Below are 26,599 nucleotides of genomic sequence, written 5' to 3'. Positions count from 1 at the left end.
GCCGCATAAGCGGCGGGCCGCATTCGCAGCCTCGGCCGACGGTGTCGGCCGCAGGTCACGACATGGGCTCGGCGGCATTACCCCGCCGCGAACAGCTCCTCGACATCGGCCTCCGTCAGGCGCAGCGCCGCGCCTTCCTCCGCTTCCAGCACGGCGGCGACCAGGGCGCGCTTGCGGGACTTCAGGACTTCCATCTTCTCCTCGATCGTGGCGAGTGCGACCAGGCGATGGACGAAGACCGGCTTATCCTGGCCGATGCGATGCGCGCGGTCCGTCGCCTGGTCCTCGGCGGCGGGGTTCCACCAGGGGTCGTAATGGATGACCGTGTCGGCCGCGGTCAGCGTCAGCCCGACGCCGCCGGCCTTCAGGCTGATCAGGAAGACCGGGACCTGCCCCGCCTGGAAGCGGCCGACCGGCCCGGCGCGGTCCTTCGTGCTGCCGGTCAGCTCCTCGAAGGCGATGTCCTCCGCGCGCAACCGGTCCGCGATGAGGGCCAGCATGGAGGTGAACTGGGAGAAGACGATCACGCGCCGTCCCTCCGCCAGCAGCACGGCCAGCAGGTCCATCAGCCGGTCGAGCTTGGCGGAGCCCGGCTTGCCGCGCCGGGCCGCGTCCAGCTTCAGCAGCCGGGGGTCGCAGCAGGCCTGGCGCAGCTTCAGTAGCGCGTCGAGGATGATGATGCCCGACCGCGCCAGGCCCTTTTCCGCGATCGCCTGCCGCACCCGGGCATGCATGGCCATGCGGATGCCCTCATAGACCGCGCGCTGGGCGGGCTCGAGCTCCACATGCTCCACGATCTCGGTCTTGGGCGGCAGGTCGCGCACCACCTCCGCCTTGGTCCGCCGCAGCAGGAAGGGGCGGACGCGGCGTTGCAGCGCGACCTGCCGTGCCTGGTCGCCATGCTTCTCGATCGGGGTGCGGTAGCGCCGGCGGAACTCCGTCGGGCCACCGAGGAAGCCCGGCGCGAGGAAGTCGAAGATCGACCACAACTCGCCCAGGTGGTTCTGCAGCGGCGTGCCCGACAAGGCGAGGCGATGGCGGGCCTTCAGCTGGCGCGCCTGGCGCGTCGTCTCCGCATTCGGGTTCCGGATGGTCTGCGCCTCATCGAGGATCACGGCGTGCCATTCCTGCGCGCCCAGCGCCTCGCTGTCCCGCGCCAGCAGGGGGTAGGCGGTCAGGACCAAATCATGCGCCGCGATCGCCGCGAAGCGTGCCTTGCGGGCGGGGCCGTGCAGCGGCAGCAGGCGGAGCCCCGGCGCGAAGCGCGCGGCTTCGGCGGCCCAGTTGGGCACAAGGCTGGTCGGGCAGACGATCAGCGCGGGCCGGTCGAGCCGTCCCGCCGCTTGTTCGATGGCGAGATGCGCCAGGGTCTGCACCGTCTTGCCGAGGCCCATGTCGTCGGCGAGCACGCCGCCCAGCCCGGCACCGGCCAGGAATTGCAGCCAGGCGACGCCCTCGGCCTGATAGGGGCGGAGCGCACCCTGGAACGCCGCCGGCAGGGTCGCTGGCGGGATGGCGCCGCCGGCCTCCCGGAGTTGCCGGCCGAGGCCGCGCAGCGCCTCCCCGCCTGACCAGGCCAGGCCGGAGCGCTGTTCCAGCGCGGCGAGGTCCGCGGCATCGAGCTTCGAGAAGCCGAGGCGGGGCTTTTCGGGGTCCACCCCGCCGCCGGCCATGATCTCCGCCAGGGCCTGGAGCGTCGGGCGGATGCGGCCCATCGGCAGCGTCAGCAGCCTTCCATCCGGCAGGGGGAGGAGGAAGGTCTCCTCGTCGCGGCCCGGGTCGGCGAAGGTGACGCCCTCGGCCTTCGCGATGACGGCGAGCAGCGTCGGCACGATGTCGATGCGCTCGCCATCCACGACGACGCCGAGTTCGAGTTCCAGCCAGTCGATGCCGGAGCCTTCGGTCAGCCGGGCCTCGACATCGCTTTCGGGCTGCGCGAAGCGGATGGGGAAGTCCGGCGCGATGTCGACCTGCCAGCCATCCGCCCGCAGCGCCGGGACGCGGTGGAGGGTAAAGGACATCCAGTCGGCGCCGTCCCGTGTGTCCCGCGGCACGAAGTCGTCGGCCGGCATGCCCCAGCCATAGCCGGCGTGCTGGGCCGCCATGAAGCCTTCGCGGCCAAGGCGCGCCAGCGCGGCGCGTTCGGCCTTGGCGTCCCGCTTCAGGCGGCAGCGCTCGCCATCCAGCAGGACATTCCGCGGCGCCTCGTTCGGCCGCGGCGGCACCACGAGGGCGCCGTAGGCGAGGGTGAGGCGGGCGACCAGGAACTGGCGCGAATTGGCGAGGCCGGGCACGCGCCAGTGCTTCGGGATCAGGCCGCCATAGGGGTGCGTCGCCGTGGTCAGCAGCAGGCGCGGCACGGGCGGGCTTGGCAGCAATTCCGGGGCTGCCACCGGTGCGGGGGGCGTGATGCCCGGCAGGTGCTGCGCGAGTTCCGCGCCGACCGCGCTGGCGGCCTCCGGCGGGATCGGCGGCGCGGCCAGCAGGCGTGTCGCGACCAGGGCCGGCACGCCGAGATCGACGGGCCCCACCCGGCCCGTGGCGGGGTCGGCATACCAGGGGGCGGGCAGGCGCAGGCCGACCAGGCCCGCCGGCGCCTCCAGCGCCGCGACCTGGCCACCATCCTCCAGCATCCGCCAGGCGAGGCGGCCCGGCAGGGGCGGCCCCGCCGTGAGGACAGGGCCGTCCAGCGCGGCCCAGTGGGCGCGCCCGGTGGCGATGATGGCGCGCAGCAGGTCGGGGAGGTCATCCTCCTCCCTCGGGCTGCCGAGCTGGTACTGCAGGGCGTTGAGGCGGCGCAGGATGGGGCGGTCCGACGGGCGCAGGTATTTGGCGGGGTTGCCGACCTGGTGGGGGGCGTAGCGGCGCGGCACGCCAGGGCTGCCATTCTTCAGCAGGCTGACGGTGGTGCATTCGATGGAGAGCCCGCCGGCGCCGGCCGACTGGTCCAGCACGTAGAACAGGCGCTGCCGGATGCTGTCCGGATAGGCCTCGGGATCGGTCGCCGCAGCGTCGCGCAGCCGGGCGATCCATTGCTGCAGCGCGGGGTCGAGGGGGGCGGCTGGCGGCGGTGATGTCGCCTTCTCCACCTGGACCGGCACGGGCCTGGGCATCACCCGTGCCGCGACCAGCGCGGCCGCGGCATGCTTGCAGAAGGTGGTGACGGGGCAGTCGCAGGTCGCCGCGATGAGGGGCCTGCCGTCCGGCCCGGGCGCCAGCGAGATCCGCTGCCGGTATGGGGCGGGCGCGGAGCCCCTGACGCGCGCCTCGATCAGCGTGCCGCCCTGGCTGACGGTGACGTCCCTGACGCGTCCCTGCGCGTGATAGCGCCGGCCGGCCTCGAGCGCGTTGCGCGTGAAATGGTGGCTCAGCGCCGCATCGTCGAGGGTGGCGATCAGATCAGCGGGGGTGGCGGGCGGTCCGGGCGGCATGGCGGGGAGCCTGCCGCGTCCCGCCACCTTCGGCAAACGGGTTGGCGCTAGCGCGCCTCCCCGATCGGCGCGACATCGCCGGTGACGCCCGCCAGCACCTCTGCCACATGCCGGACCTTCACGCTGGAGCCGTCGCGCTTCAGCTTGCCCGCCATGTTCAGCAGGCAGCCGAGGTCGCCGGCGAGCAGCGTGTCGGCGCCGGTCGCGGCCACGTCCTTCGCCTTGTCGCCGACCATGCGCGTGGAGATGTCGGGGTATTTCACGCAGAAGGTGCCGCCGAAGCCGCAGCAGATCTCGGGTTCCGCCATCTCCCGCACCGCGAGCCCGTCCACGCTGGCCAGCAGCGCGCGGGGCTGGGCCTTCACGCCGAGTTCGCGCAGTCCCGAGCAGCTGTCGTGATAGGTGGCGATGCCGTCGTAGCGGGCGCTGACCGATTTCAGGCCGAGCACGTCGAACAGGAAGCTCGTCAGCTCATGCGTCTTGGCGCCCAGCGCCTCCGCCTTGCCGCGGTAGTGCGGGTCATCGGCGAAGAGGGCGGGGTAGTGATGCGCGATCTGCCCGGCGCAGGAGCCGGACGGCGCGACGGTGTAGTCATAGGGGTAGAAGGCATCGACCACGGCGCGGGCCAGGTCGGTGGCGGTGGCGCGGTCGCCGCTGTTGTAGGCGGGCTGGCCGCAGCAGGTCTGGGTGTCCGGCACCACCACCTCGCAGCCCGCTTCCTCCAGCAGCTTCAGCGCGGCGAAGCCGACGGAAGGCCGGTACAGGTCCACCAGGCAGGTGACGAAGAGCGCGACGCGGGGGCGGGGCGGGGTCATGCCGGCCAATGTAGGCCATGCCCCCGCGATGCGGGAGGGTCAGCCCTCTGTGGCCGCGGCTTCCGCGAAGGGCGGCTTGAGCCAGAGGGGGTCGCCCTTGGCGAGCCGCTTGGTGACGAAGGCGGCATGGGTGGCGATCTCCGCCTCGCTTGGCTGGATCAGCACCGGGGTACGGGCGACCGGGGCCTCGATGACGATGCCGGGCAGGGCGGGCTTGGCCTGGGCGGCCGCCAGCTCGAAGCCCGGCTGCTTGCCGCCCATCAGCTCGAGATACACCTCGGCCAGCAGCTTCACGTCGAGCAGCGCGTTGTGGCTGGTGCGCATGGAGTTGTCGACGCCGAGGCGGCGGCACAGCGCGTCCAGGCTGTTGGGCAGGCCGGGATAGCGGCGCTTGGCGATCTCCAGGCTGTCCACCATCCGTGCGCGGTCGAGCTTCTTGTGCCCGGCGCGGACGAGTTCCGCGTCCAGGAAGCCGAAGTCGAAGCGGGCGTTGTGGGCGATGATCTCGCTGTCGCCGAGGAAGTCGAGCATGGGCTGGGCGATGTCGCGGAACAGCGGCTTGCCGCGCAGCATCTCCGCCGTGAAGCCGTGGACGCGCGTTGCTTCCTCCGGGATGTCGCGCTCCGGGTCGATCAGGACGTGGAAGGTCTGCCCCGTCGGCATGAAGTTGTAGATCTCGATGGCCGCGACCTCAATCACGCGGTCGCCGGTGGCGGGGTCGAGGCCGGTGGTCTCGGTGTCGAGCACGATCTGGCGCATGGGCGTCTTCCGGGGGCGGGTCAGCGCAGGGCGCGGACGATGGACCTGATCTGGCGCTGGGCCGCGTGCTTCGAAAGCCCCGTGCGCACCACGTGATCGGCGCGGCGGCGCTTCTCGGCGTCCGGCATCTGGCGGGCGAGGATGGCGGCGAGGCGTTCCGGCGTCATGCCGCCGCGGGCGAGCACGCGCGCGCGCTGCGTGGCGGCGGGTGCGGAGACGACGATGACCTGATCGACGCGCCCCTCCCCCTTCGTCTCGAACAGCAGGGGCACGTCCAGCACCGCGATCCGGTCGCCCCGGCGGCGGCAGGCGGCGAGGAAGGCGCGTTCCGCCTTCCGCACCAGGGGGTGGACGATGCGTTCCAGCACCCGCAGCGCGGCGGGATCGCCGAGGACGCGGGCGCGCAGCGCCTCCCGCTCCACCAGCCCGTCACGGGTGGTGCCGGGGAAGGCGGCCTCGATGGGGCGCACCGCGGCGCCGCCTTTCGCTTGCAGGCGGTGGACGGCGGCATCGGCATCGAAGACCGGCACGCGCAGCCGGCGGAAGGCGCGGGCGGCGGTGGATTTGCCCATGCCGATGCTGCCCGTCAGGCCGAGGACCTTCATCGGCGCGGGATGTCATGGGCGACGTAGTCCCGCAGCGCCTGGTCCACCTGCGGCTCCACGCCGAACCAGGCCAGGAAGCCCGGCCGCGCCTGGTGCAGCAGCATGCCGAGGCCGTCCACGCCCCTCAGCCCCCGCGCCCGGGCGGCGGCGAGCAGCGGCGTCTCCAGCGGCACATAGACCATGTCGGCCACCACGGCTGTGGCGGGCAGGGGTGCCAGGTCGATCTCCAGCGGCGGTTCCCCCTGCATGCCGAGCGACGTGCCATTCACCAGCAGCGCCGCATCGGCCAGCGGCGCCGTGGTCGCGACCTCCACCGGCCCGCCGAGGTCCCGCGCCAGCGCCTCCGCCCGCGCGGGCGTGCGGTTGACGAGGATGAGGCGCGGGCAGCCGGCATCGAGCAGCGCGGCCGCCACGGCCCGCACCGCGCCGCCGGCACCCAGGATCACGGCCGGGCCATCGGCCGCGTGCCAGCCCGGCGCCTGTTCGCGGATGGACTCCAGAAAACCGTAGCCATCGGTGCTGGTGCCATGGATGCGGCCATCGGCATCGAAGACCAGCGTATTCACCGACCCCGCCCGCTTCGCCACCTGGTCCACCACGTCGCACAGCGCATAGGCCGCTTCCTTGTGGGGGAGGGTCACGTTGGCGCCGGCGAAGCCGAGATCGGCGAGCGCGCGCACCGCCGTCTCGAACCGCTCCGGCCGCACGGGCAGGGGCAGGTAGGCGCCATCGATGCCGTGTTTCGCCAGCCACCAGCCATGCAGGCGGGGGGAGCGGGAATGGGCGACGGGCCAGCCCAGCACGCCCGCCTTGCGGGCCTTGCCGGAGAGCGCGGGGCGGGGAAGCGTATCCATGATCCCGCCAGTGAAGCATCGCCCCGCGCCGGGTCAATGGCGCCACCGTGCCGATCTCTGCTTGCCGTTTTCGAAAATCGATTATACAGAATCCGACCATGGCCGAGCCGCTCTCCACCCCCGCCTATGCCCGCCTGCGGGACCGCCTGCGCGCCGACATCCTGGGCGGCGCCTGGGCGCCGGGCACGCACCGCACCCTCGGCGCGCTGGCCGCGGAGCACGGCGTCTCGATGTCCCCGGTGCGGGAGGCGCTGCTGGCGCTGGAGGGGGAGGGGCTGGTCGAGATCCGCCAGCACCGCGGCGCCGTGGTGCCGGTGCTGGACGCCAAGCTCTTCGCCGACCTCTACGACCTCCGCGGCGCGCTGCAGTCCCTGCTGGCGCGCCGCGCCGCGGAACGGGCGACGGCCCCCCAACTCGACGCCATGGCGATGCATGAGGCCGCCTATGCCGCGGCGGCCGAGGCCGGCGATGCGGCGGCGGCGCTGGCCGCCAACGAGGCCTTCCATGACGCGCTGGAGGATGCGGCGGACAATCCGCAGGCGACGGCGCTCTACAAGGCGCGCAGCGCCTTCGTGAATGCGGTGCGGCTGCGCCTCGGCTTCGGCCAGGCGCGGATGGCGGAAGCCGCCGCGCAGCACCGCGCCATCCTGGCCGCCATCGCGGCGCGCCAGCCGGAGGCCGCCGCCGCCGCGGCCTTCGCCCATGCCATGGCGGCCAAGCGCGACCTGATCGCGCGCCTGGAGGAAGGAAACCGATGATGACGGGGATCACCCGCCGGCACGCGCTGGCCCTGGGTGCCGTGGGCCTGGGCCTGCCGGGCATCGCGCACGCGCAATCCTGGCCGGACCGCCCGCTACGCCTGGTGGTGGGTTTCGCGCCCGGCGGCACGGCGGACCTCGTCGCGCGCCTGGCCGCGGCGGAGATGGGGCGCGCGCTGCGCCAGAATGTGGTGGTGGAGAACCGGCCCGGCGCCTCCGGCAACATCGCGACCCAGGCGGTGGTGCAGGCGCCGGCGGATGGGCTGACCCTGGCGCTGGCGGGCCTGCAGCTCGTCACCAATCCAGGGCTGATCCCGCAGCTCGGCTACGATCCCGCGCGGGACCTGGCGATGGTCGGGCAGCTGACGGCGCTGCCCGTCGTCGTCATGGCCAGCGCCCGATCCGGGATCACCAGCATCGAGGAAGCGGTGGCCCGCGCGCGCGGCCCTGGCGTCACGATCGGGACGGCCGGGGTCGGCACCTCCTCCCACCTCGGCGCGGAGCTTCTGTTCCGCACGATCGGGGGCAGGTTCGAGGCGGTGCAGTATCGCGGCGGCGCGCCGGCCTTCCAGGCGCTGATGACCGGTGACACGGAGATGATGTTCGACCTGGTCGCCAGCTACCAGGCGCCGGCCGTGGCGGAAGGGCGCATCCGCATGCTGGGCGTGATGCAGCAGAACCGCACGGAGGGGCTGCCGGAGGTGCGGTCCTTCGGGGAGGCCGGGCTGCCGCCGGCGGCGATGATGCGGTCCTGGCAGGGCATCTGCGTGAAGGCCGGCGCGCCCCCCGCCATCCTCGCCGCGCTGCACGCCGCGACCCAGGCCGCCGTCCGGTCGCCGGATTTCCAGGCGCGGCTGAAGGCGCTGGCGATCGAGCCGGTGGAGAGCCCCGATCCCGCATCCTTCGACGCGCTCTACCGCGCCGAACTGACGCGCTGGACCACGCTGATCCGCGAAGCCGGGATCACGGTGCAATGAGCGGCGATCCCGCCGCGCGTCTCAAGGCCGAGGTCGGCGCGATGAAGCTGGACTGGCTGGTGGAGGATCGCGAGGGCCGTGTTCCCGCGCCGCTGCCCCTGCCGGATGACGAGGTGCTCCGCCGCTACGAGGCGCTCTACAGCGGCGCCATCAGCGACGTGCTGCGGGAGCACCGGCTGATGGACCAGGCGCTGCCCCACCGCATCCAGCCGCTGCGCGCGGAGACGCGCTGCGCCGCCGGCTTCGCCTTCACGGTGAAGAGCCAGCCGCACACGCTGGTGACCGGGGAGATGACGCTGCGCAGCGCGATGCTGGAGGCGATGGGCGCCGGCCATTTCGTGGTCTGGGACTGTTCGGGCGCGGAGGACAGCACCGCCTGGGGCGGCGTGATGACGGCGGCGGCCAAGGCGCGCGGCGTGCGGGGTGCCGCCATCGATGGCGGGGCGCGCGACATCCGCCAGATCATGGACGCCGACTTCCCGCTGTTCTGCCGCTTCCGGCATCCGAATGCGGCGCTCGGCCGGGCGATGCTGTCCCACTTCCAGGTGCCGCTGCGCATCGGCGGCGTCTTCATCCATCCCGGCGACATCGTCGCCGGCGACATGGACGGCGTCATCGTCGTGCCGCGCGCGCTGGCGATCCCGGTGCTGCGGCGGGCGGAGGAGATCCTCGGCATCGAGTGCGACATCTTCGGCTGGATCGAGCAGGGCGACAGCGTCGCCGAGATCAGCGCCAAGGGCGGGTATTTCTGATGGCTGGCGAAGGGAGGAAGGCATGATCGTCACCAGGCGCCGCGCGCTGGCCGTGGCCGCGCTGGCCCTGCCGGCCCTCCCCTTGCCGGCCCGGGGCCAGCCCGCGCGCTGGTCGCCGGACCGCGCCATCACCTTCCTGGTGGGCTTTCCCGCCGGCGGCGTCATCGACTACGTGGCGCGGCTTCTGGCGCGGGAGCTGGCGCCGCTGCTCGGCCAGAACGTGGTGGTGGAGAACCGCACGGGCGCCTCCGGCAACCTGGCCACCCAGGCGCTGGCCCGGATGCCGGCGGATGGCCACGCCATCGGCTTCGCCGCCATCCACCTGGCCGCCAACCCCGCCCTCATGCCGCTGGGCTACGATCCGGCGCGGGATATCGAGATGCTGACCCAGACCGGCCATGTGCCGGTCTATTTCCTGGCCAGCCTCAAGGGCGGCCTGGCCAGCGTGCAGGAGGTGGTGGCGGCGGGGCGGGCGCGGCCGGGGGAGCTGAACTTCGCCTCCGGCGGCATCGGCACGTCGTCGCATCTGGCGGCAGAGCTCTTCTCCCGCCAGGCGGGCTTCCGCTTCACCCATGTTCCCTTCCGCGGCGGCGCGCCTTCCATGCAGGCGTTGTTGCAGGGAGAGGTCGACTGTTCCTTCACCGTCGCGGAGGCGGCGATCCCCGGCAACATCACGGGCGGCCGCATCAAGGGCCTTGCCGTCATGCAGGAAGCGCGCATCCCCGCCGCGCCGTCCGTGCCCGCCATCACCGAGGCCGGCTTCGGGCCGGAGGTCTTCATCAGTTCCTGGCACGGGGTGATGATGCGCGCGGGCTGGCCGCCCGCCGTGAAGGCGCGGTGGTTCGAGGCGGTGACGGCTGCCATGCGCACGCCCGCCCTGACCGAAGGGCTCGCCCGCGCCGGCATCGAGCCGCGCGCGAGCGCCAGCCCCGCCGATTTCGCCAGCTTCGTCGCCGCGGAGACGGAACGCTGGACGCGCGTCATCCGCGCAGCAGGGATCACCGCACAATGACGCCTTCCACCAAAGGTCCGCGCATCACGGGCATCCGCACCTTCCTGATGCAGGCGGGGCCGCTCGGTGTTTCCGGCTGGGCGGCGGATGTGCGCAACTCCATCACCACGGGCACGCGCAACTGGCTGTTCGTGAAGGTGGAGACGGAGGACGGCATCACCGGCATCGGGGAGGGCAGCGGCTGGCCCCGTGTCGTGGAGGCGGCAGTGCGCGACCTGTCATCCGTCGTCATCGGGCAGGATGCCTTCGCCATCGAACTCATGACCCAGCGCATGAATGTCGCGATTATGGGGCATGGGATGTCGGGCGTGGTCGGGCAGGGCGCGATCGGCGCCATCGACATGGCGCTGTGGGACATCAAGGGGAAGGCGCTGGGCGTGCCGGTATGGCAGCTGCTGGGCGGCAGGCTGCGGGACCGCATCCGCGCCTATGCCCATGCCAGCACGCCCGACCAGGCGCGCGCCGCCGTCGCCAAGGGATTCCGGGCGTTGAAGACCGGGGGCGTGAAGAACCCGGTGGCGAAGGCGAGCGCCATCCGCGATGCCGTTGGCGATGACGTGGACATCATGATCGATGCCCATGGCCCGCCCTGGCTGACGGCGCCGGACGCGATCGGCATCTGCCACGCGCTGGCGCCGCTCTCGCCCCTCTTCGTCGAGGAGCCTTTGGCGCCGGAGGATTGGGAGGGCTACCGGCGGCTGCGCGGCTCCACCGACGTGCCGTTGGCTTCCGGCGAACGCCATGCCGGCTTCCAGGGCATCGCGCCGCTGCTGCATGAGGGGCTGGTGGATGTGGTGCAGCCCGATGCGGGGCGCTGCGGCGGCATCACGGGGCTGCGCAAGATCGCGATCCATGCCGAGAGCCGTTTCGCGACGGTGGCGCCGCATGCGGGCTCGCTCGGCCCCGTCGCGGAATACGCGGCGCTGCATGTGCTGGCCGCCATCCCCAATGCGCTGATCCTGGAGAAGATGGACCCGGACTGGGAAGGCCGCGCGCGCTGCGTCACCGCCACGCCGGAACTGCGCGACGGCCACCTGATGGTGCCGGAGGCGCCGGGCCTCGGCATCGACATCGACGAGGACTTCGTCGCGCTGCACCCGAGCGTGCGGAATGTCGGCCTGCCCGCCGGCGGCTGGCCGGAGGGGACGGAAGACGCGACGCTCTACGCCCAGCCGCGGCATCCCCGCGCCCCCGCCTTCCGGCGCGCTTGACCGTTCCGGCCCGGCGGGCGGAGGCTTCCCCCGGACCCGCCGCCACAGGCGGGCCGTTGGAGGAAATGTCATGCGCCCCATGCTTCGCCTGGCCGTCACGGCCGGGCTGATGGCCGGCCTTGCCGTGCCCGTGACCGCCGCCGAACTGCCCCGCGCCACGCGGGCGGAGGAGGTGGGGTTCTCCGGCGAACGCCTCTCCCGCCTCGGCGAATGGCTGGAAGGGGAGGTGCGGCGCGGCTTCATCCCTGGCGCCGTCATCGTCATCGGCCGCAAGGGCCGCATCGCGCAGGAGGTGACGGCCGGGTTCCGGGACCGGGAGGCGCAGGCGCCGATGCGCCCCGACAGCATCTTCCGCATCGCCTCCATGACCAAGCCGATCGTGTCGCTGGCGGTGATGATGCTGGCGGAGGAAGGGCGGCTTTCCATCGCCTATCCCATCGGCACCTACCTGCCGGAATGGCGGGAGACGCCGCGCGTGGCGGAGGTGCGCGACGGGCAGATGAATCTGGTGCCGGCGCGCCGCGCCATCACCATCCAGGACCTGCTGCGGCATACCTCGGGGCTCGCGGATTCCTCGCCCGGCGACCATCCGGTGCTGGCGGCCTATCGCGCTTCCGGCGCGCGGGACCGCAGCATTTCCATGGAGGAGATGAGCCGGCGCATCGCCGCGCTGCCGCTGATGCACCAGCCCGGCACGACCTGGGAGTATTCCTGGTCCACCGACATCCTGGGGCGCCTCGTGGAGGTCGTGAGCGGCCAGGACCTGGATACCTTCGTGCGCAGCCGGATCACCGGGCCGCTCGGCATGGTGGATACCGGCTTCGTGGCGCCGGAGGCTTCGGCGGAGCGGCTGGCGCAGCCGCAGGCGGATCCGGCGACGGGGCAGCGGCCTTCGATGCCCAACCCGCTGCAGCGGCCGGGCTGGTATTCCGGTGCGGGCGGCATGGTCTCCACCGCGCAGGACTATGCGCGCTTCTCCCAGTTCCTGCTGAACAAGGGGGAGCTGGACGGCACGCGGCTGGTCAGCCGCACGACGATCGAGTTGATGATGGCGGACCATCTGCCGCCGGGCACGCGGACGCGGGAGGTGGTCGAGGGCCGCTTCGGCCCGCTGGCGCCGACGCCGGAGATGGGCCAGGGCTTCGGGCTCGGCTTCGCCGTGCGCAACACGGTCGGCCACAACCCGCTGCCGGGCAGCCCCGGCGATGCCTATTGGGGCGGGGCCCATGGCACCTATTTCTGGGTCGATCCGAAGGAGGAGATGTTCGTGGTGCTGATGATGCAGAGCCCCACGGCCCGCCTGCCCTTCCGGTTCCAGCTGCGGGCGCTGGCCTACCAGGCGCTGAACTGAATAGGCCGGCAGTGGGGGAACCCCGGCCCGTGCCGCGATTTACTGCGCGGCAGAGGCAGGAGCGCCGCCGTGGGTTTCATCTGGACCATCATCATCGGGCTGATCGCGGGTGCGATCGCCAAGTTCATCATGCCGGGCCGTGACCCTGGCGGCATCATCGTCACCATCCTGCTCGGCATCGTCGGCGCGCTGGTGGCGACGTGGCTGGGCCAGGCGATCGGCTGGTACCGCGCAGGCGAGGGTGCCGGCCTGATCGGCGCGGTCGTCGGCGCCATCATCATCCTGGTCGTCTATCGCATGGTCGTCCGCCGCGACCCCGCGATCCGCGGCTGAGGACGGTCCAGGGGCGTCACGCCCCTGGCGGTGGGGGCAGGGGGGAGGCAGCGCCTCCCCCTTTCTTTTGTCCGGTCTCTCCTATTGCGCCGCGCCATAGGCGAGGATGGCTGCGGCCAGGTCCTCCCCGGCCCACCCCACCGACTTGAACAGCGTGATCTCCTCGGCGCGGGTGCGGCCGGGATGGCCGCCGCGCGTCAGCGCGGCGAGGTCGGCGACGACCGCGGCCTCCGTGATCGCGCCCTCCGCGATCGCCTGCACCACGTCGCCCGCTTCCGCCAGCACGCCGGCGCGTGTGTCCGCCACGACCGTCGCGCGGGCCAGCAGGGCGCCGTCGCTCTCCCGCATCGTGGGCCGGAAGGCGCCGACCAAGTCCACATGCGTGCCGGGCGAGACATCGGCGCCGCGGACCAGCGGGGCCTCGGAGAGGGTGGCGCAGGAGACGATGTCGAAGCCCGCCGGGTCCGGGCTGGTCGCGGCGCGGGCGGGCAGGCCGTGATCGGCCAGGCGACGCGCCAGGGTGGCCGCCTGATCGGGCTTGCGGGCCCAGATGGCCACCTCCTCGATCGGGAAGCGGTCGCACCAGGCTTCGGCGAGCGTGGTGGCGACGCGGCCGGCGCCCAGCACCAGCAGGCGGCGGCTGTCGGGCCGGGCGAGGTAGCGGCCGGCCAGCGTGCTGGCGGCGGCGGTGCGGCGATCCGTCAACTCGCCGCCATCCAGCATCGCCAGCGGCTGGCCGGTGGCGCCATCCGACAGCAGGTAGACCGCCTGCACGGCCGGCAGGCCGCGCGCGCCATTGCCGGGCAGGACATGGACGATCTTGACCCCCGTGAAGCCATCAGCCGAGGCGGGCCCAAGCGGGGCAGAGGCGGTCCAGGCGGGCATCAGCAGGAGCATGCCCTCCGGCTGGCCATCGCCCTGCGGCAGGGGGTGGCGGTGGCGGAGCGGGGCGGTGCAGCCCTGGCGGAACATCGCCTCCAGCGCCCCTTCCAGCGCGCCCCAGGGCAGGGCGGCGCGAAGCTGTTCCGCGGAGACGATGTGCATGGAGGAAGCCCTTCTACCGGACAGCCCTGCTGTCGCACCCCGCGCCGGGGCCGCCAAGCCCTGACCTCCCGGGCCGGGGGGTGGCGGCCGATCGCGCTGTTTGACAGGGGCTTGCGGCATGCGTAGGGGCGTGGGTGGGGGGCACGCGGCGAGATGCGCGTTGATCCGGAACGGCGGCTGGCGCAGCATCCCGGAAACAGGGGCGGCCGGCGGCACGGACGGACCGGCGATCAGGCGTTGCGGCACCGTGGTGGTCGAACACCGCCGAGGTTCAAACAGCCCGGGCCGACATGGACCGGGGCATGAGGGAGATGACGGTATGAAGGCGCTTCGCCTATCTGTGACGCGCGCCCTGGGCGGCGCTGCGCTGGCCACGCTGATGGCAGCCCCGCTGGCGGCGCAGCAGCCCGCCGCGCCGGCTGGCGGCGGCGCGGCGACGCTGGACGCGATCCGCGCCCGCGGAACGCTGATCTGCGGCGTGAACACCGGCCTGGCGGGCTTCGCCCAGCCGGACAGCCAGGGCGTCTGGCGCGGCTTCGACGTCGACTACTGCCGCGCGGTGGCCGCCGCGCTGTGGAACGACCCGACCAAGGTCCGCTACGTGCCGACGACGGCGCAGAACCGCTTCACGGCGCTGCAGTCCGGCGAAGTGGACATGCTGTCCCGCAACACGACCTGGACGCTGTCGCGCGACACCTCGCTGGGCTTCGACTTCACCGGCATCAACTTCTATGACGGCCAGGGCTTCATGGTGAAGGCCGCGGCCGGCGTGCGGACGGCGCGGGACCTGAACGGCGCGACCATCTGCGTGCAGCCCGGCACGACCACGGAGCAGAACCTGACGGATTGGGCGCGCGCCAACCGCATCCAGTTCACCCCGGTGGTGATCGAGCAGCTGAACGACGTGGTCGGCGCCTATGTCTCCGGCCGCTGCGACGCCTACACCACGGACGTGTCCGGCCTCGCCTCCACCCGTTCGGCCCAGCCGCGGCCGCAGGAACACGTGATCCTGCCGGACGTGATCAGCAAGGAGCCGCTGGGCCCGGCCGTGCGCCATGGCGACCAGCGCATGGCGGATCTGGTGCGCTGGATCCACTTCGGCCTGATCGGTGCCGAGGAATTGGGCATCACGGCGGCCAACGTGGCGCAGGCCGCGACGTCCGACCAGCGGCCGGAGGTGCAGCGCATGCTGGGCCGCACGGGTGACCTCGGCCGGATGCTGACGGTGGACAATGCCTGGCTGGTCAACGTGATCCGCCATGTCGGCAACTATGGCGAGGTGTTCGAGCGCAACCTGACGCCGATCGGCCTGCAGCGCGGCCCGAACGCGCTGTGGACCAATGGCGGCCTGCAGTACTCGCCCCCCTTCCGGTGAGGTGACGGAACGGGGCGCCGGCGGGATTCCGCCGGCGCCCTTTCCGTGGCGGCCAGCCGGCGGACGGCCCGCATCTTGCTTGGCTCCGTCATAACTTGCTGAATATCGATCATTCGCGTGCCGTGCCTGCCTGCCTGAAGCGGGGCCAACCCCGCCGGGCCAATCCACCAGGGAAGCCTCATGTCTTCATCCACCGCCGATCCGCGCCTGGCTTCCGCCGGCCCGCCGCGCCGCCCGATCCGCCTGTCCTGGTCGGATGAGCGGCTGCGTGCCATCGTCTGGCAGATCCTCGTCGTCGGCATCGTCGGCGCCATCGTCTGGTGGCTCTGGTCCAACACTGTCCACAACCTGGAAGTCCGCCGGATCGCGACCGGCTTCGGCTTCCTGAGCCGGGAGGCGGGGCTGCCGATCGGCGAATCGCTGATCGAATACGACCCGACGCACAGCTACCTCCGTGCGCTCACCGTCGGCGTGCTGAACACGCTGAAGGTGGCGGTGGTGGGCGTGATCCTGGCGACCATCCTCGGCACGCTGGTCGGCATCGCCCGGCTGTCGAAGAACTGGCTCGTCTCCAAGCTGGCCGGCTTCTATGTCGAGGTGATCCGCGACCTGCCGCTGCTGCTGCAGCTGCTGTTCTGGTACACCATCCTCCAGGGCCTGCCCGGCCCGCGCCAGGCGCTGAACCCGGTGGAGGGCGTCTTCCTGTCCAATCGCGGCATGAAGCTGCCCTGGATCGAATGGCTGCCCGCGCATAGCTGGGCGCTGGTCGCCATGGTGGCGGGCATCGGGGCCACCTGGGCCTATGCCCGCGCCATGCGAAAGAAGCAGTATGCCGATGGCCAGCCGCGCAAGATCTGGCCGGCGGGCCTGGCGCTGATCCTGGGCCTGCCGCTGGTGGTGTGGGTGGCGCATGGCGCGCCCTTCACGCCGGACATCCCCGCGCTGCGCGGCTTCAACTTCCGCGGCGGCCTGACCGTCAGCCCCGAATACTTCGCCCTGCTGCTGGGGCTCGTGACCTACACCGCCGGCTTCATCGCGGAGATCGTCCGCGCCGGCATCCTGGCGGTGAACCAGGGGCAGTGGGAGGCGGCGGAAGCGCTCGGCCTGCGCCGTGGCGAGATCCTGAAGCGCATCGTGCTGCCGCAGGCGCTGCGCGTGATCGTGCCGCCGATGACGTCCCAGTACCTGAACCTGACGAAGAACAGCTCGCTCGCGGTCGCGATCGGCTACCAGGACATCGTCAGCATCGCGAACACGACGCTGAACCAGACCGGCCAGGCGATCGAGGGCATCGCCATCATCATGCTGGTCTACCTGACGATCAGCCTGTCGATCAGCCTGTTCATGAACTGGTACAACGCGCGCATCGCGCTGGTGGAGCGCTGAGCCCCATGAAGCCGACAGACATGAAGCGTTGCGGCGCGTTGTCGTTTTCCCCGTGCGCCTTGGGGCGCAACGCGCGCATCGCGCTGGTGGAGCGCTGAGCCCCATGAAGCCGACAGACATGAAGCGTTGCGGCGCGTTGTCGTTTTCCCCGTGCGCCTTGCGGCGCAACGCGCGTATCGCGCTGGTGGAGCGCTGAGCCATGAGCGACATCACCGCCAACGCCGCCGTGCCGCACCAATCCGGCGCAGAGCGCCGCCAGCCCCCCGTCGCGACCACGGGCCTCGTCGCCTGGGCGCGGATGAACCTGTTCTCCTCCTGGATCAACACGGCCATCACGCTCGCGCTCGGCTACCTCGTCGTGCGCTGGACGATCGGCTTCATCGACTGGGCCTTCCTCAACGCCATCTGGTCCGTGCCCGTGGTGAACGGCCAGGCGCAGACCCAGGCCTGCCGCGAGATCAAGGGTGTCGGTGCCTGCTGGGCGGTGGTGACGGAGAAGCACCGCTTCATCCTGTTCGGCACCTACCCCTATGAGGAGCATTGGCGGCCGCTGCTGGTCTGCGTGCTCTTCGTGGCGCTCTACATCGTCTCCGCCATGCGGCGCTTCTGGAACATGATGCTGATCCCGATCTGGGTGGTGACGCTGACCGTCATCGGCATCCTGATGTGGGGCGGCATCTTCGGCCTGACCTATGTGCCGCAGGAACGCTGGGGCGGGCTGCCGATCACGCTGATCCTCTCCACCTTCGGCCTCGCCTTCGCTTTCCCGCTGGCGGTGCTGGTGGCGCTGGGGCGGCGGTCGAAGCTGCCGGCGATCAAGACGCTCTGCGTGCTCTATGTCGAGTTGATCCGCGGCGTGCCGCTGATCAGCCTGCTCTTCATGGCCAGCGTCATGTTCCCGCTGTTCCTGCCGGAGGGCATGAACATCGACAAGCTGCTGCGCGCGCAGGTCGCCATCACGCTCTTCGCCGGCGCCTACCTGGCGGAAGTGGTGCGCGCCGGGCTGCAGACGCTGCCGCGCGGGCAGTATGAGGCGGCGGACGCATTGGGCCTCTCCTACTGGCAGAAGACGGGCTTCATCATCCTGCCGCAGGCGCTCCGCCTCGTGATCCCGCCGCTGGTGAACACCTTCATCGGCTTCTTCAAGGACACGTCGCTGGTGCTGATCATCGGCATCTTCGACCTGCTGACGGCGGGCAAGACCTCGATCGTGGAGCCCGCCTGGCAGGGCTTCGGCATCGAGGTCTACATCACCATCGGCCTCATCTACCTGGTCTTCTGCTTCGCCATGTCGAAGTACAGCCAGGACCTCGAACGCGAACTCAACCGGCACCGGCGGCGGTAGCGGCAGGGCCGCGGGGTGACCCGCGGCCGCCACCCCCACCCCAGGCCGGATGCCGGAAGACAGGAAGAGACATCATGAGCGAGACCATCGAGACCGAGGCCCAGATCGCCTCCGCCGTGCGGGCCGACGCGCCGCCGGCCATCGTGCTGCAGGGCGTGAACAAGTGGTTCGGCGCCCTGCATGTGCTGCGGGACGTGAACCTTTCGGTCGCCAGCGGCGAACGCGTCGTCGTCTGCGGGCCGTCGGGCTCCGGCAAGTCCACGCTGATCCGCTGCATCAACCGGCTGGAGACGCACCAGGAAGGCAAGATCATCGTCGACGGGATCGAGCTGTCGGACGACCTCCGATCCCTCGACGCCATCCGGCGCGAGGTCGGCATGGTGTTCCAGTCCTTCAACCTGTTCCCGCACCTGACAATCCTCGAGAACTGCACGCTGGCGCCGATCTGGGTGCGGCGGATGCCGAAGAAGGATGCCGAGGAACTGGCGATGGAATACCTGACCCGGGTGCGCATCCCGGAGCAGGCGAAGAAGTATCCGGGCCAGCTCTCCGGCGGCCAGCAGCAGCGCGTGGCCATCGCCCGGGCGCTCTGCATGAAGCCCAAGATCATGCTGTTCGACGAGCCGACCTCGGCGCTCGACCCCGAGATGATCAAGGAAGTGCTGGACACCATGGTGATGCTGGCCTCGACCGGCATGACCATGATCTGCGTGACCCATGAGATGGGCTTCGCCCGCCAGGTCGCGGACCGCGTGGTGTTCATGGACCGGGGCGAGATCGTGGAGAGCGGGGAGCCGGAGAGCCTGTTCAGCGACCCGAAGACGGACCGCCTGAAGCTGTTCCTCAGCCAGATCCTCCGCGGGCATTGAGGCAAGGCACTCGTTAATGGCCCCTGGCCGGCGGATGGCGGCGCGCTTGCGTGCCCCCACCCGCTGGGCCTATGCCTTGCCGCGTTCCGCCTTCGGAGCGCTTCCTTGAGCCATTCCCCCGCGGCCGACCGTCCCGTGACGCTCGCCGCCCTGATCGGTGTCCTCGGCGTCGTCTATGGCGACATCGGCACCAGCCCGCTTTACGCCCTGCGTGCCGCCCTGCTGCATTTCTCCGCCGACGGGATCGAGCGGTGGGAGATCCTGGGCATCCTCAGCCTGATCTTCTGGTCGCTCATCCTCACGGTGACGGTGAAATACGTCGTCTTCGTGCTGCGGGCGGACAACCGGGGGGAGGGCGGGATCCTGGCGCTGATGGCCATGGCCCAGCGCCATGCCCAGACGGCGCGGGGGCGGTCCTTCGTCGTCATGCTCGGCATCATCGGCGCCAGCCTCTTCTTCGGGGATGGCATCATCACCCCCGCGATCTCCGTCCTCTCGGCGGTGGAAGGCCTCAAGGTCATTTCGCCCCATTTCGAGGAAGCGGTGGTGCCGATCGCGCTCGGCATCCTGGTGGCGCTGTTCCTGGTGCAGTGGCGGGGCACCGCCAGCATGGGCAAGATCTTCGGGCCCGTCTGCGCGCTGTGGTTCGGCGCCATCGGCCTGCTGGGCCTGATCGAGGTGATCAAGGAGCCGGAGGTGCTGGTGGCGCTGTCGCCGCACCACGCCATCACCTTCTGCAGCTACTACAAGCTGGCGGCCTTCATCGCCTTCGGCTCCGTCGTGCTGGCGGTGACGGGGGCGGAGGCGCTCTATGCCGATATGGGGCATTTCGGCCGCAAGCCGATCCAGATCGCCTGGATCGCCTTCGTCCTGCCGGCGCTGGCGCTCAACTATTTCGGCCAGGGCGCGCTGCTGCTGTCCGACCCCGAGGCGATCGAGAACCCCTTCTTCCTGCTGGCGCCGGACTGGCTGCGCCTGCCGCTGGTGATCCTGGCGACGGCGGCGACCATCATCGCCAGCCAGGCGATGATCTCCGGCGCCTTCTCCATCGCCCGGCAATGCGTGCAGCTGGGCTTCGTGCCGCGGCTCGAGGTGCGCCACACCAGCGAGACGGAGCAGGGCCAGATCTACATGCCCCAGGTCAACATGATGCTGCTGATCGGCGTCATCATCCTGGTGCTGGAATTCAAGAACAGCGACAGCCTGGCGGCGGCCTATGGCCTGGCGGTCACCGGCACCTTCCTGGCGACCTCCTGCCTCGCGATGCTGGTGTTCCGCCGCGCCTATGGCTGGCCGCTGGTGCTGGTGGTGGCCGTGTTCGGGCCGCTGCTGCTGCTCGACCTCGCCTACTTCATCTCCACGGCGCTGAAGATCCCCGAAGGCGGCTATGTGCCGCTGCTGCTCGGCATCGCGACCTTCACGCTGATGCTGACCTGGCGGCAGGGGCGCGACCTGCTCTTCGCCCGCTTCCGGCAGGACAGCCTGCCGCTGAAATCCTACATCGCCCGCCTGCCGCAATCCCGCACCGTCCGGGTGCCCGGCATTGCGGTGTTCATGACCGGCCAGGCGGATTTCCTGCCCGCCGCGCTGCTGCACAACCTGAAGCACAACAAGGTGCTGCACGAGCGCGTCCTGTTCGTCACCGTGATCAACGAGGACATCCCCCGCGTCGAGCAGCGGCGGGAGGTGACGGAACTGGCCCCCGACATCCATCGCGTGATCCTGCGCTACGGCTTCCTGGAAAGCCCGCACATCCCGCGGGAGCTGGAGGCGCTGCGCGACATCGGCATCGCCTTCGAGCCGATGCAGGCCAGCTACTTCCTGGGGCGGGAGACGGTGGTGGCGGCGGCGGTGCCGAAGATGCCACGCTGGCGGCAATGGATCTTCACGCTGCTCAGCCGGAATGCGGTGCCCGCCACGGAGTTCTTCCGCATCCCGTCGGACCGCGTGGTGGAGCTGGGCGTGCGCGTGGCGATCTGACCGCCGGGCATGCGAACCGGCGGGCGGGGCGCGCGTTCGCGTCGCCTTGGGATCGTCCGTGAGGGGATAGAGGGTGAGCGCCACCAGGCTGGTTGAGGTCACGCTGGTGATGGCCTGGAGCCCCGCGATGGCGCCCGGGGAGGAGCCCGCGCGCATCGTGTTCTCGGTCGCCCTGGACGGCCAGGGCCAGCCCGACGCGGCCGCCTGGCTGGCCGACCCCGCCGCCTGGCCCGCCCGCTACGAAGCCCCGGGAAAGCCGCCCATGGCGGGCGACGTGACGCATGACGAGGATGGCTGGTCGCTGCGCTTCTTCGCCGATGCGACCGCAGCGCCGGACGTGCCGATGCACCGCATCCTGCACCTCGGCCAGCCGCGGCCGGGGGAGGTGTTGACGATCCGCGAGCCGAGCGGCGCCGACGCGGCCTGGCGGGTGGTGGGGATCGGGTAGCGAGGCGGGCCCGTCAAATGAAAAGGGCGCCCGCCTGGCCGGCGGACGCCCCTTCGAACTGGTGGAGCCAAGGGGAGTCGAACCCCTGACCTCTTGAATGCCATTCAAGCGCTCTACCAACTGAGCTATGGCCCCGCAGTCTTGCGAGGCCGGCCGTATAGCGGCGGCGCGAGGGGTGCGCAAGCCTCCCCCAACCCCCTTTCGCTCGGCACGCGCGCCGCATAGTTTCGCCCCATCACGGGCCGGCCTTCACGCCGGCCGCGGGCGGGAGAGCGTGATGCGAAAGATCCATCCGGATGCGAAGGCGGCGCTGGCCGGCCTGCTCAGGGACGACATGACCATCATGTCGGGCGGCTTCGGAATCTCGGGCATCCCCTCCCTGCTCATCGAGGCGATCCGCGAGAGCGGCGTGAAGGGCCTCACCGTCATCTCCAACAATGCGGGGATCGACGATGCGGGTCTCGGCCTGCTGCTGCACACGCGGCAGATCCGCAAGATGATCAGCAGCTATGTGGGCGAGAACGCGACCTTCGCGAAGCAGTACCTGGCCGGCGAGCTGGAGATCGAGTTCAACCCGCAGGGCACGCTGGCGGAACGCATCCGCGCCGGCGGCGCCGGCATCCCCGCCTTCTTCACCAAGACCGGCTACGGCACGGCGGTGGCGGAGGGGAAGGAGACGCGGGAGTTCGACGGCGAGCACTATGTGATGGAGCGTGGGCTCTTTGCCGACCTCGCCATCGTGCACGCCTACAAGGGCGACCATGAGGGCAACCTCGTCTATCGGAAGACGGCGCGGAACTTCAATCCGGTGATGGCCACGGCCGCGAAGGTGACGGTGGCGCAGGTGGAACACCTGGTGAGGCCCGGGGAGATCGACCCCGACCACATCCACACGCCGGGCATCTTCGTGAAGCGCCTGCTGCTCTGCCCGCCCGATTTCCAGAAGCGCATCGAACAGCGCACCGTCCGCAAGCGCGAAGCCGCCGCCGCCGCCGGCGGAGATATCTGATGCCCTCAGACGCCGGGCGGATGCTCCGCATCCTTGGCTTCGCGCAGGCCACTGCCGCGCAAAGCTGCATAGTCGGTTTGTGCGCGGCGGCCATTCGGCCGCTCGGCGCGCGCAAGGCGGCGCGCGCCGCCACCACGCTTCTTCGGAGCTGAACAATGCCCTGGACCCGCGACCAGATGGCCGCGCGCGCCGCGCGCGAGCTGCAGGACGGCTTCTACGTCAACCTCGGCATCGGCATCCCGACGCTGGTGGCGAACCACGTGCCCACGGGCATGACGGTGCAGCTGCAGAGCGAGAACGGCATGCTGGGCCTTGGTCCCTTCCCCTATGAGGGGGAGGAGGATCCGGACCTCATCAATGCCGGCAAGCAGACCATCACTGCGCTGCCGACCAGCAGCTTCTTCGACAGCGCGCAGAGCTTCGGGATGATCCGCGGCGGCCATATCGACCTGTCCATCCTGGGCGCGCTGCAGGTGGCGCAGAATGGCGACCTCGCGAACTGGATGATCCCCGGCAAGATGGTGAAGGGGATGGGCGGCGCGATGGACCTGGTCGCGGGCGTCAAGAAGGTGATCGTGCTGATGGAGCACACCGCCGGCGCCTCCGCCAAGCTCCTCAAGGCGTGCAACCTGCCGCTGACCGGCCGCCGCGTGGTGGATCTGGTGGTGACGGATCTCGGCGTCTTCGCCATCGACAAGAAGGGCGATGCGCCGATGCGGCTGCTGGAGACGGCGCCGGGTGTCAGCGCGGAGGAGATCCGCGCGAAGACCGAGGCCGATTACGTCACGGCCTGAGGGGACCGGCGGGCGGGCTTGGCCCGCCCCTATTGCAGCTGCGGCTGCTGGCGGCGCTGGTAGCGCAGGCGGTCTTCCTCGAGGATCCGGCGGAGGCGGTCGAGCTCCCGCTCCCGCTCCGCCAGCGAGCGTTCCGCGTCGTTCGCCTGAAGGGCGGCGGGCTGGGGCGCGGGGTCGCGGAAGACCGGGTCCTGCGCCACGGGCGGCGCGGGCGCGCGGGTGCGACGGACGGTGCTGGTGCCGGTGCGGCGCGGGGCCGTGCCGGTGGCGGGCACGGGCGGCGGCGGGACCCAGTCCAGGATCGGGATCGGGCCGCGCGGCGCGGCCGCCGTGGCGGGTACGCCGGGCGTGGTCGGCGTGAAGCGCGGCTGGGCCGGCATCCGCTGCCGGAAGCTGTCGAAATCCTGGGCGGTCGAACTCATCAGGTCCCGCCCGGGGCCGCTGTCGTTCCAGTGCTGGGCCGCGGCCGGGGCGGCCAGCAGCAGGCCGATCGGCAGGGCAAGAAAGGTGCGAAGGCGCATTGACCAGGATTCCGGATCGGACGGTACGATCACCGGAAGATGAACGCGCCCGCCACGCGGCACAAGCATCGCCGCGTGGCGGAACGATCGACTCCCGTCAGCGCAGCAGCAGAAAGACCAGCATGACGCTGCCGAGCGCGATGCGGTACCAGCCGAAGGGCGTGAAGCCGATGCGGCTGATCACACCCATCACCCAGCGCACGACGACGAGCGCCACGACGAAGGCGGTGACGAAGCCGACGCCGATCTGCGCGAGGCCCGAGAGGTCGAGCTCCGCCCGCGCCTTGAACAGGCTGTAGGCGGTGGCGGCGACCATGGTCGGAATGGCGAGGACGAAGGAGAATTCCGCGGCCACCTTGCGGTCCACCCCGATCAGCAGCGCGGTGATGATGGTGGCGCCGGAGCGGGAGGTGCCGGGGATCATCGCCAGGGCCTGGCCGAAGCCGATGATCAGCGCGGCCAGCGGCCCGATCTGCGGCACGGAATGGATGGTCGGCGCGGGGCGCAGGCGTTCGATCGCGATGATGACGATGCCGCCGACGATCAAGGCGATGCTGACCACCCAGGGGCTGAACAGCAGCCGCGTGATCGTGCCGTGCAGCGTGGCGCCGATGGCGGCCGCCGGCAGGAAGGCCAGCAGCAGGTTGATGGCGTAGAAACGCTCCGGCCCCGGGCGCCAGGCCCTGGTGACGAGCGACATCAGCGTCGGCCAGAACAGGACGACGACGGCCAGGACGGCGCCGAGCTGGATGACGATCTCGAAGGTCTTGCCGGGCGGGCCCTGGAAGCCCAGCAGCTCCCCCATCAGGATCAGGTGGCCGGTCGAGGAGATGGGCAGGAACTCGGTCAGGCCCTCCACGATGCCCATGAGCAGGGCGGAGAACAGGGCGGCGGCATCCATGGGCGCGGGTTCACTCCGGGCGGGCGGGCGGGGAATACAGGGCCCCGCCGCTGCTGGCTATTCCATCTGCAGCCGGCCGAGCAGGCCGAGCCCGCCGCGCTCCGCCTGCAGCAGGAGCAACTCGCCATGCGAGGCCTCGATCCCGGTCACAGCGAGGATATTGGCGCGATGGGTCACCAGGATGACGGGCCCGCCGCCCCCCTGCCGCGCGCGCCCGAGGTCGATGAGGTGCTGGCGCAGCGCCTCCCCGCGTGTCGCGGCCTCCGCGCGGTCCCAGGCATCCAGCAGCGGGTCGGGCGTGACCGGGCCGAGGTCGAGCAGCAGCGCCGTCTCCCAGGCCGAGCATTGGTGGGAGGTGAGGACCGTGACGGAAGGCAGGCCAGCGGCGCGCAACTCGGCGCCCCAGCGGCGCATCTCCGCCCGCCCCATCTCCGTCAGGACCGCACCGGGTTCGCAGCCCGGGACGGGAGGGAGCGTGCCGGGCGTTGCGGGCACGGCGCCGCCATGGCGCATCAGGGCGATCCCGCGATCCCGCAGGATCATCACGTCATGGTCCGCCTGCGCCGGCGTGGCGGCGAGAAGGACCAGCAGGAGCAGGCGACCAATCCGCATGGGGCATTTCCCCTTCAGGCGGTTCGGCTCGGGGTCAGCCCGGGGGAATCCGGGCCGGGATCCCCCCTTGGCCAGGGTTCGCGCGCCTAGACCCGTTTCAGCGTCGGCAGCGACGCTGAAACGGGTCTAGCAATTTGTTTTCGCGCATTTTCCGAGTCGTCGGGCGTTTCCGCCCGACTTGAAAATGCTGTAGCGCAGGATCCGTCCGGTTGGACGGATCTCGTGCCCTGGAAGTTATCGTTCCCAAGGCACGAAATCCGATCAAGCTGATTCGGCTTGATCGGATAGTGCCTCAGCGCACCGTCTGGGCGGCGCTGAAGGCGAAGTTGTCGTAGCTGTTCTCGGCGATGCGGAACCACTGGAACTGGTCGCCGCGGAACCGATTGTAGCTCTCCATCACGCGGGCGAAGCGGGCGTTCTGGCGGCTGATGTCGGCCACCATCTCCTCATTCGCGCGCCAGGCGGCTTCGAGCACCGGCCGCGGCCAGAAGCGGAGCTGCGCGCCGGCGGCGACCAGGCGACGGAGCGCCTGCGGGTTCAGGTGGTCGTAGCGGGCCACCATGTCGCTGTCGGCCTCCGCGCAGGCGACGTCGAGCGCGTGCTTGTAGAGGTCCGGCAGCGCCGCATAGGCCCGCTGGTTGGAGATGAAGTGCAGGCGCGCGCCCGGCTCCCAGAAGCCCGGCGCGTAGTAGAAGCGGGCGACGCGGACATAGTTGGCCCGCTCATCGTCATGCGGCCCGACGAATTCGGCCGCGTCGATCACGCCGCGCTCCAGCGAGGGGTAGATGTCGGCCGGGGCGATCAGCGTCGGCGCGGCGCCGAGGCGGGTGAAGAGCTGGCCGGCCAGGCCCGTGATGCGGAACTTCAGGCCGCGCAGCTGCTCGACGGAGGTGATCTCGTTCCGGAACCAGCCGCCCATCTGCGCGCCGGTGTCGCCGGCCGTGATGGCGTGGATGTTGTACTCGCGGAACAGCTCCGCCGCGAGCTCATTGCCGCCGCCATAGCGGAACCAGGCCGTCATCTGCCGGGTGTTCAGGCCGAAGCACATGGCGGTGAAGGGGGCGAAGGCGGGTTCCTTGCCGAGGTAGTAGTAGCTGGCGGTGTGCCCGGCCTCGATCGTGCCGGCCTGGACGGCGTCCAGCACCTGAAGGCCGCCCACGATCTCCCCGGCCGGGAAGGGCTGGATGCGGAACTTGCCCTCGGTCAGCTGCGCGACGCGGGCGCAGATGCGGTCGAAGGTGCCGTAGAGCACGTCGAAGACGCGGGGGAAGGAGGAGGCGGCGCGCCAGCGGACTTCCGGCATGGCCTGGGCCAAGGCAGGGGTGGCGATGGCGGCGGCGGGAATGGCGGCGGCGGCGGCGCCCACCATGGAACGGCGGTTCATCCTGGCTTTTCCTCCCTCGGGCAGGACGCGGATGGCTGCCATCCGCAACTGGCGGAGACGCTTAATGCATCCC

25 protein-coding genes and 1 tRNA gene are annotated in these 26,599 nt (G+C 71.0%); 15 read left to right on the top strand and 11 right to left on the bottom strand.

All coding sequences use genetic code 11. The annotated features are described in order from the left end of the window. Positions 1-77 precede the first annotated feature (77 nt). Genes G3576_RS24670 through G3576_RS24650 form a run of 5 tightly spaced genes read right to left on the bottom strand, consistent with a single transcriptional unit; the run spans position 78 to position 6,464 of the window. Entirely contained in the window at positions 78-3,431 is a 3,354-nt protein-coding gene (locus tag G3576_RS24670) for a DEAD/DEAH box helicase (RefSeq protein ID WP_164697135.1), read from the bottom strand. A gap of 47 nt (positions 3,432-3,478) precedes the next feature. Continuing rightward, positions 3,479-4,246 carry a (Fe-S)-binding protein gene (locus G3576_RS24665; protein ID WP_164697134.1) on the bottom strand — a complete coding sequence of 256 codons (768 nt, stop codon included), beginning with the start codon at positions 4,244-4,246 and terminating at the stop codon, positions 3,479-3,481. Positions 4,247-4,285: 39 nt separating this feature from the next. Beyond that, a complete protein-coding gene (gene dnaQ / locus G3576_RS24660; RefSeq protein WP_164697133.1) occupies positions 4,286-5,005 on the bottom strand; it encodes a DNA polymerase III subunit epsilon in 720 nt (239 codons plus the stop codon). 20 nt (positions 5,006-5,025) lie between these two features. Further along, positions 5,026-5,610 (bottom strand): dephospho-CoA kinase, encoded by a 585-nt coding sequence (gene coaE, locus G3576_RS24655; RefSeq protein WP_164697132.1) that lies wholly within the window; start codon positions 5,608-5,610, stop codon positions 5,026-5,028. After that, positions 5,607-6,464 carry a shikimate dehydrogenase gene (locus G3576_RS24650; RefSeq protein ID WP_164697131.1) on the bottom strand — a complete coding sequence of 286 codons (858 nt, stop codon included), beginning with the start codon at positions 6,462-6,464 and terminating at the stop codon, positions 5,607-5,609. The genes coaE and G3576_RS24650 overlap by 4 nt, the downstream gene beginning before the upstream one ends. A 98-nt stretch (positions 6,465-6,562) precedes the next feature. Here G3576_RS24650 and G3576_RS24645 point away from each other — a divergent pair, with 98 nt between their 5' ends. From G3576_RS24645 to G3576_RS24615, 7 genes are all read left to right on the top strand, one after another. Beyond that, positions 6,563-7,222: a GntR family transcriptional regulator gene (locus G3576_RS24645; protein WP_164697130.1), complete on the top strand. Its 660-nt coding sequence runs from the start codon at positions 6,563-6,565 to the stop codon at positions 7,220-7,222. Then, positions 7,222-8,199: a Bug family tripartite tricarboxylate transporter substrate binding protein gene (locus G3576_RS24640; RefSeq protein WP_164697129.1), complete on the top strand. Its 978-nt coding sequence runs from the start codon at positions 7,222-7,224 to the stop codon at positions 8,197-8,199. Before G3576_RS24645 ends, G3576_RS24640 begins: the two co-directional genes overlap by 1 nt. Continuing rightward, entirely contained in the window at positions 8,196-8,951 is a 756-nt protein-coding gene (locus G3576_RS24635; protein WP_164697128.1) for an RraA family protein, read from the top strand. Before G3576_RS24640 ends, G3576_RS24635 begins: the two co-directional genes overlap by 4 nt. A gap of 22 nt (positions 8,952-8,973) precedes the next feature. After that, complete coding sequence (locus tag G3576_RS24630; RefSeq protein ID WP_164697127.1) at positions 8,974-9,963, top strand: tripartite tricarboxylate transporter substrate-binding protein; 990 nt, start codon at positions 8,974-8,976, stop codon at positions 9,961-9,963. Next, positions 9,960-11,174, top strand: a complete 1,215-nt coding sequence (locus G3576_RS24625) for a mandelate racemase/muconate lactonizing enzyme family protein (RefSeq protein ID WP_164697126.1) — start codon at positions 9,960-9,962, stop codon at positions 11,172-11,174. Before G3576_RS24630 ends, G3576_RS24625 begins: the two co-directional genes overlap by 4 nt. 70 nt (positions 11,175-11,244) lie before the next feature. Beyond that, positions 11,245-12,525, top strand: coding sequence for a serine hydrolase domain-containing protein (locus G3576_RS24620; RefSeq protein ID WP_164697125.1), 1,281 nt, complete (start codon positions 11,245-11,247; stop codon positions 12,523-12,525). Positions 12,526-12,594: 69 nt separating this feature from the next. Continuing rightward, positions 12,595-12,858, top strand: a complete 264-nt coding sequence (locus G3576_RS24615) for a GlsB/YeaQ/YmgE family stress response membrane protein (RefSeq protein ID WP_164697124.1) — start codon at positions 12,595-12,597, stop codon at positions 12,856-12,858. Between the two features lie 81 nt (positions 12,859-12,939). Here the strand turns inward: G3576_RS24615 and lhpI are convergent, their stop codons facing one another. Then, the gene (gene lhpI / locus G3576_RS24610; protein ID WP_164697123.1) at positions 12,940-13,902 is read right to left on the bottom strand and encodes a bifunctional Delta(1)-pyrroline-2-carboxylate/Delta(1)-piperideine-2-carboxylate reductase; all 963 of its coding nucleotides are present in this window, start codon (positions 13,900-13,902) and stop codon (positions 12,940-12,942) included. A 319-nt stretch (positions 13,903-14,221) separates the two neighbouring features. Between lhpI and G3576_RS24605 the strand changes: the two genes are divergently transcribed. The 6 genes from G3576_RS24605 to G3576_RS24580 all read left to right on the top strand — a co-directional run bounded on the left by G3576_RS24605 (position 14,222) and on the right by G3576_RS24580 (position 21,305). Further along, positions 14,222-15,277, top strand: coding sequence for an amino acid ABC transporter substrate-binding protein (locus tag G3576_RS24605; protein ID WP_164697122.1), 1,056 nt, complete (start codon positions 14,222-14,224; stop codon positions 15,275-15,277). Positions 15,278-15,457: 180 nt separating this feature from the next. After that, a complete protein-coding gene (locus G3576_RS24600) occupies positions 15,458-16,663 on the top strand; it encodes an amino acid ABC transporter permease (protein ID WP_164697121.1) in 1,206 nt (401 codons plus the stop codon). A gap of 199 nt (positions 16,664-16,862) precedes the next feature. Further along, positions 16,863-18,008, top strand: coding sequence for an amino acid ABC transporter permease (locus G3576_RS24595; protein WP_164697120.1), 1,146 nt, complete (start codon positions 16,863-16,865; stop codon positions 18,006-18,008). Positions 18,009-18,082: 74 nt separating this feature from the next. Further along, positions 18,083-18,877, top strand: coding sequence for an amino acid ABC transporter ATP-binding protein (locus tag G3576_RS24590; protein WP_164697119.1), 795 nt, complete (start codon positions 18,083-18,085; stop codon positions 18,875-18,877). A 105-nt stretch (positions 18,878-18,982) separates the two neighbouring features. Beyond that, a complete protein-coding gene (locus tag G3576_RS24585; protein WP_207623024.1) occupies positions 18,983-20,857 on the top strand; it encodes a potassium transporter Kup in 1,875 nt (624 codons plus the stop codon). Positions 20,858-20,930: 73 nt separating this feature from the next. Beyond that, positions 20,931-21,305 carry a hypothetical protein gene (locus G3576_RS24580; protein ID WP_164697118.1) on the top strand — a complete coding sequence of 125 codons (375 nt, stop codon included), beginning with the start codon at positions 20,931-20,933 and terminating at the stop codon, positions 21,303-21,305. A gap of 59 nt (positions 21,306-21,364) precedes the next feature. Here G3576_RS24580 and G3576_RS24575 read toward each other — a convergent pair. Next, positions 21,365-21,440: transfer RNA gene (locus G3576_RS24575), tRNA-Ala, on the bottom strand. Positions 21,441-21,582: 142 nt separating this feature from the next. Here G3576_RS24575 and G3576_RS24570 point away from each other — a divergent pair. Beyond that, a complete protein-coding gene (locus G3576_RS24570; protein WP_164697117.1) occupies positions 21,583-22,314 on the top strand; it encodes a CoA transferase subunit A in 732 nt (243 codons plus the stop codon). A 155-nt stretch (positions 22,315-22,469) separates the two neighbouring features. Further along, complete coding sequence (locus G3576_RS24565; RefSeq protein ID WP_164697116.1) at positions 22,470-23,108, top strand: CoA transferase subunit B; 639 nt, start codon at positions 22,470-22,472, stop codon at positions 23,106-23,108. Positions 23,109-23,137: 29 nt separating this feature from the next. Here the strand turns inward: G3576_RS24565 and G3576_RS24560 are convergent, their stop codons facing one another. The 4 genes from G3576_RS24560 to G3576_RS24545 all read right to left on the bottom strand — a co-directional run bounded on the left by G3576_RS24560 (position 23,138) and on the right by G3576_RS24545 (position 26,526). Then, positions 23,138-23,629, bottom strand: coding sequence for a hypothetical protein (locus G3576_RS24560; RefSeq protein WP_164697115.1), 492 nt, complete (start codon positions 23,627-23,629; stop codon positions 23,138-23,140). A 97-nt stretch (positions 23,630-23,726) separates the two neighbouring features. After that, positions 23,727-24,530: an undecaprenyl-diphosphate phosphatase gene (locus G3576_RS24555; protein WP_164697114.1), complete on the bottom strand. Its 804-nt coding sequence runs from the start codon at positions 24,528-24,530 to the stop codon at positions 23,727-23,729. A gap of 57 nt (positions 24,531-24,587) precedes the next feature. Beyond that, positions 24,588-25,142 carry a histidine phosphatase family protein gene (locus G3576_RS24550; RefSeq protein ID WP_164697113.1) on the bottom strand — a complete coding sequence of 185 codons (555 nt, stop codon included), beginning with the start codon at positions 25,140-25,142 and terminating at the stop codon, positions 24,588-24,590. A 292-nt stretch (positions 25,143-25,434) separates the two neighbouring features. Further along, a complete protein-coding gene (locus G3576_RS24545; RefSeq protein WP_164697112.1) occupies positions 25,435-26,526 on the bottom strand; it encodes a TRAP transporter substrate-binding protein in 1,092 nt (363 codons plus the stop codon). Positions 26,527-26,599: the final 73 nt, after the last annotated feature.

This window comes from Falsiroseomonas algicola, from assembly GCF_011040385.1.
GTDB classification, from domain to species: Bacteria; Pseudomonadota; Alphaproteobacteria; order Acetobacterales; family Acetobacteraceae; genus Falsiroseomonas; species Falsiroseomonas algicola.
Note: the sequence above shows the minus strand (reverse complement) of the source record. Positions and strands in the feature narration are given on the sequence as shown.

Coding starts and splice junctions, on each gene's coding strand:
- G3576_RS24600 (WP_164697121.1), top strand. CDS start 15,458: ATGTCTTCATCCACCGCCGATCCGCGCCTGGCTTCCGCCGGCCCGCCG.
- G3576_RS24635 (WP_164697128.1), top strand. CDS start 8,196: ATGAGCGGCGATCCCGCCGCGCGTCTCAAGGCCGAGGTCGGCGCGATG.
- dnaQ (WP_164697133.1), bottom strand. CDS start 5,005: ATGCGCCAGATCGTGCTCGACACCGAGACCACCGGCCTCGACCCCGCC.
- G3576_RS24670 (WP_164697135.1), bottom strand. CDS start 3,431: ATGCCGCCCGGACCGCCCGCCACCCCCGCTGATCTGATCGCCACCCTC.
- G3576_RS24590 (WP_164697119.1), top strand. CDS start 18,083: ATGAGCGAGACCATCGAGACCGAGGCCCAGATCGCCTCCGCCGTGCGG.
- G3576_RS24620 (WP_164697125.1), top strand. CDS start 11,245: ATGCGCCCCATGCTTCGCCTGGCCGTCACGGCCGGGCTGATGGCCGGC.
- G3576_RS24560 (WP_164697115.1), bottom strand. CDS start 23,629: ATGCGCCTTCGCACCTTTCTTGCCCTGCCGATCGGCCTGCTGCTGGCC.
- coaE (WP_164697132.1), bottom strand. CDS start 5,610: ATGAAGGTCCTCGGCCTGACGGGCAGCATCGGCATGGGCAAATCCACC.
- G3576_RS24595 (WP_164697120.1), top strand. CDS start 16,863: ATGAGCGACATCACCGCCAACGCCGCCGTGCCGCACCAATCCGGCGCA.
- lhpI (WP_164697123.1), bottom strand. CDS start 13,902: ATGCACATCGTCTCCGCGGAACAGCTTCGCGCCGCCCTGCCCTGGGGC.
- G3576_RS24565 (WP_164697116.1), top strand. CDS start 22,470: ATGCCCTGGACCCGCGACCAGATGGCCGCGCGCGCCGCGCGCGAGCTG.
- G3576_RS24640 (WP_164697129.1), top strand. CDS start 7,222: ATGACGGGGATCACCCGCCGGCACGCGCTGGCCCTGGGTGCCGTGGGC.
- G3576_RS24555 (WP_164697114.1), bottom strand. CDS start 24,530: ATGGATGCCGCCGCCCTGTTCTCCGCCCTGCTCATGGGCATCGTGGAG.
- G3576_RS24665 (WP_164697134.1), bottom strand. CDS start 4,246: ATGACCCCGCCCCGCCCCCGCGTCGCGCTCTTCGTCACCTGCCTGGTG.
- G3576_RS24645 (WP_164697130.1), top strand. CDS start 6,563: ATGGCCGAGCCGCTCTCCACCCCCGCCTATGCCCGCCTGCGGGACCGC.
- G3576_RS24550 (WP_164697113.1), bottom strand. CDS start 25,142: ATGCGGATTGGTCGCCTGCTCCTGCTGGTCCTTCTCGCCGCCACGCCG.
- G3576_RS24625 (WP_164697126.1), top strand. CDS start 9,960: ATGACGCCTTCCACCAAAGGTCCGCGCATCACGGGCATCCGCACCTTC.
- G3576_RS24570 (WP_164697117.1), top strand. CDS start 21,583: ATGCGAAAGATCCATCCGGATGCGAAGGCGGCGCTGGCCGGCCTGCTC.
- G3576_RS24630 (WP_164697127.1), top strand. CDS start 8,974: ATGATCGTCACCAGGCGCCGCGCGCTGGCCGTGGCCGCGCTGGCCCTG.
- G3576_RS24650 (WP_164697131.1), bottom strand. CDS start 6,464: ATGGATACGCTTCCCCGCCCCGCGCTCTCCGGCAAGGCCCGCAAGGCG.
- G3576_RS24605 (WP_164697122.1), top strand. CDS start 14,222: ATGAAGGCGCTTCGCCTATCTGTGACGCGCGCCCTGGGCGGCGCTGCG.
- G3576_RS24545 (WP_164697112.1), bottom strand. CDS start 26,526: ATGAACCGCCGTTCCATGGTGGGCGCCGCCGCCGCCGCCATTCCCGCC.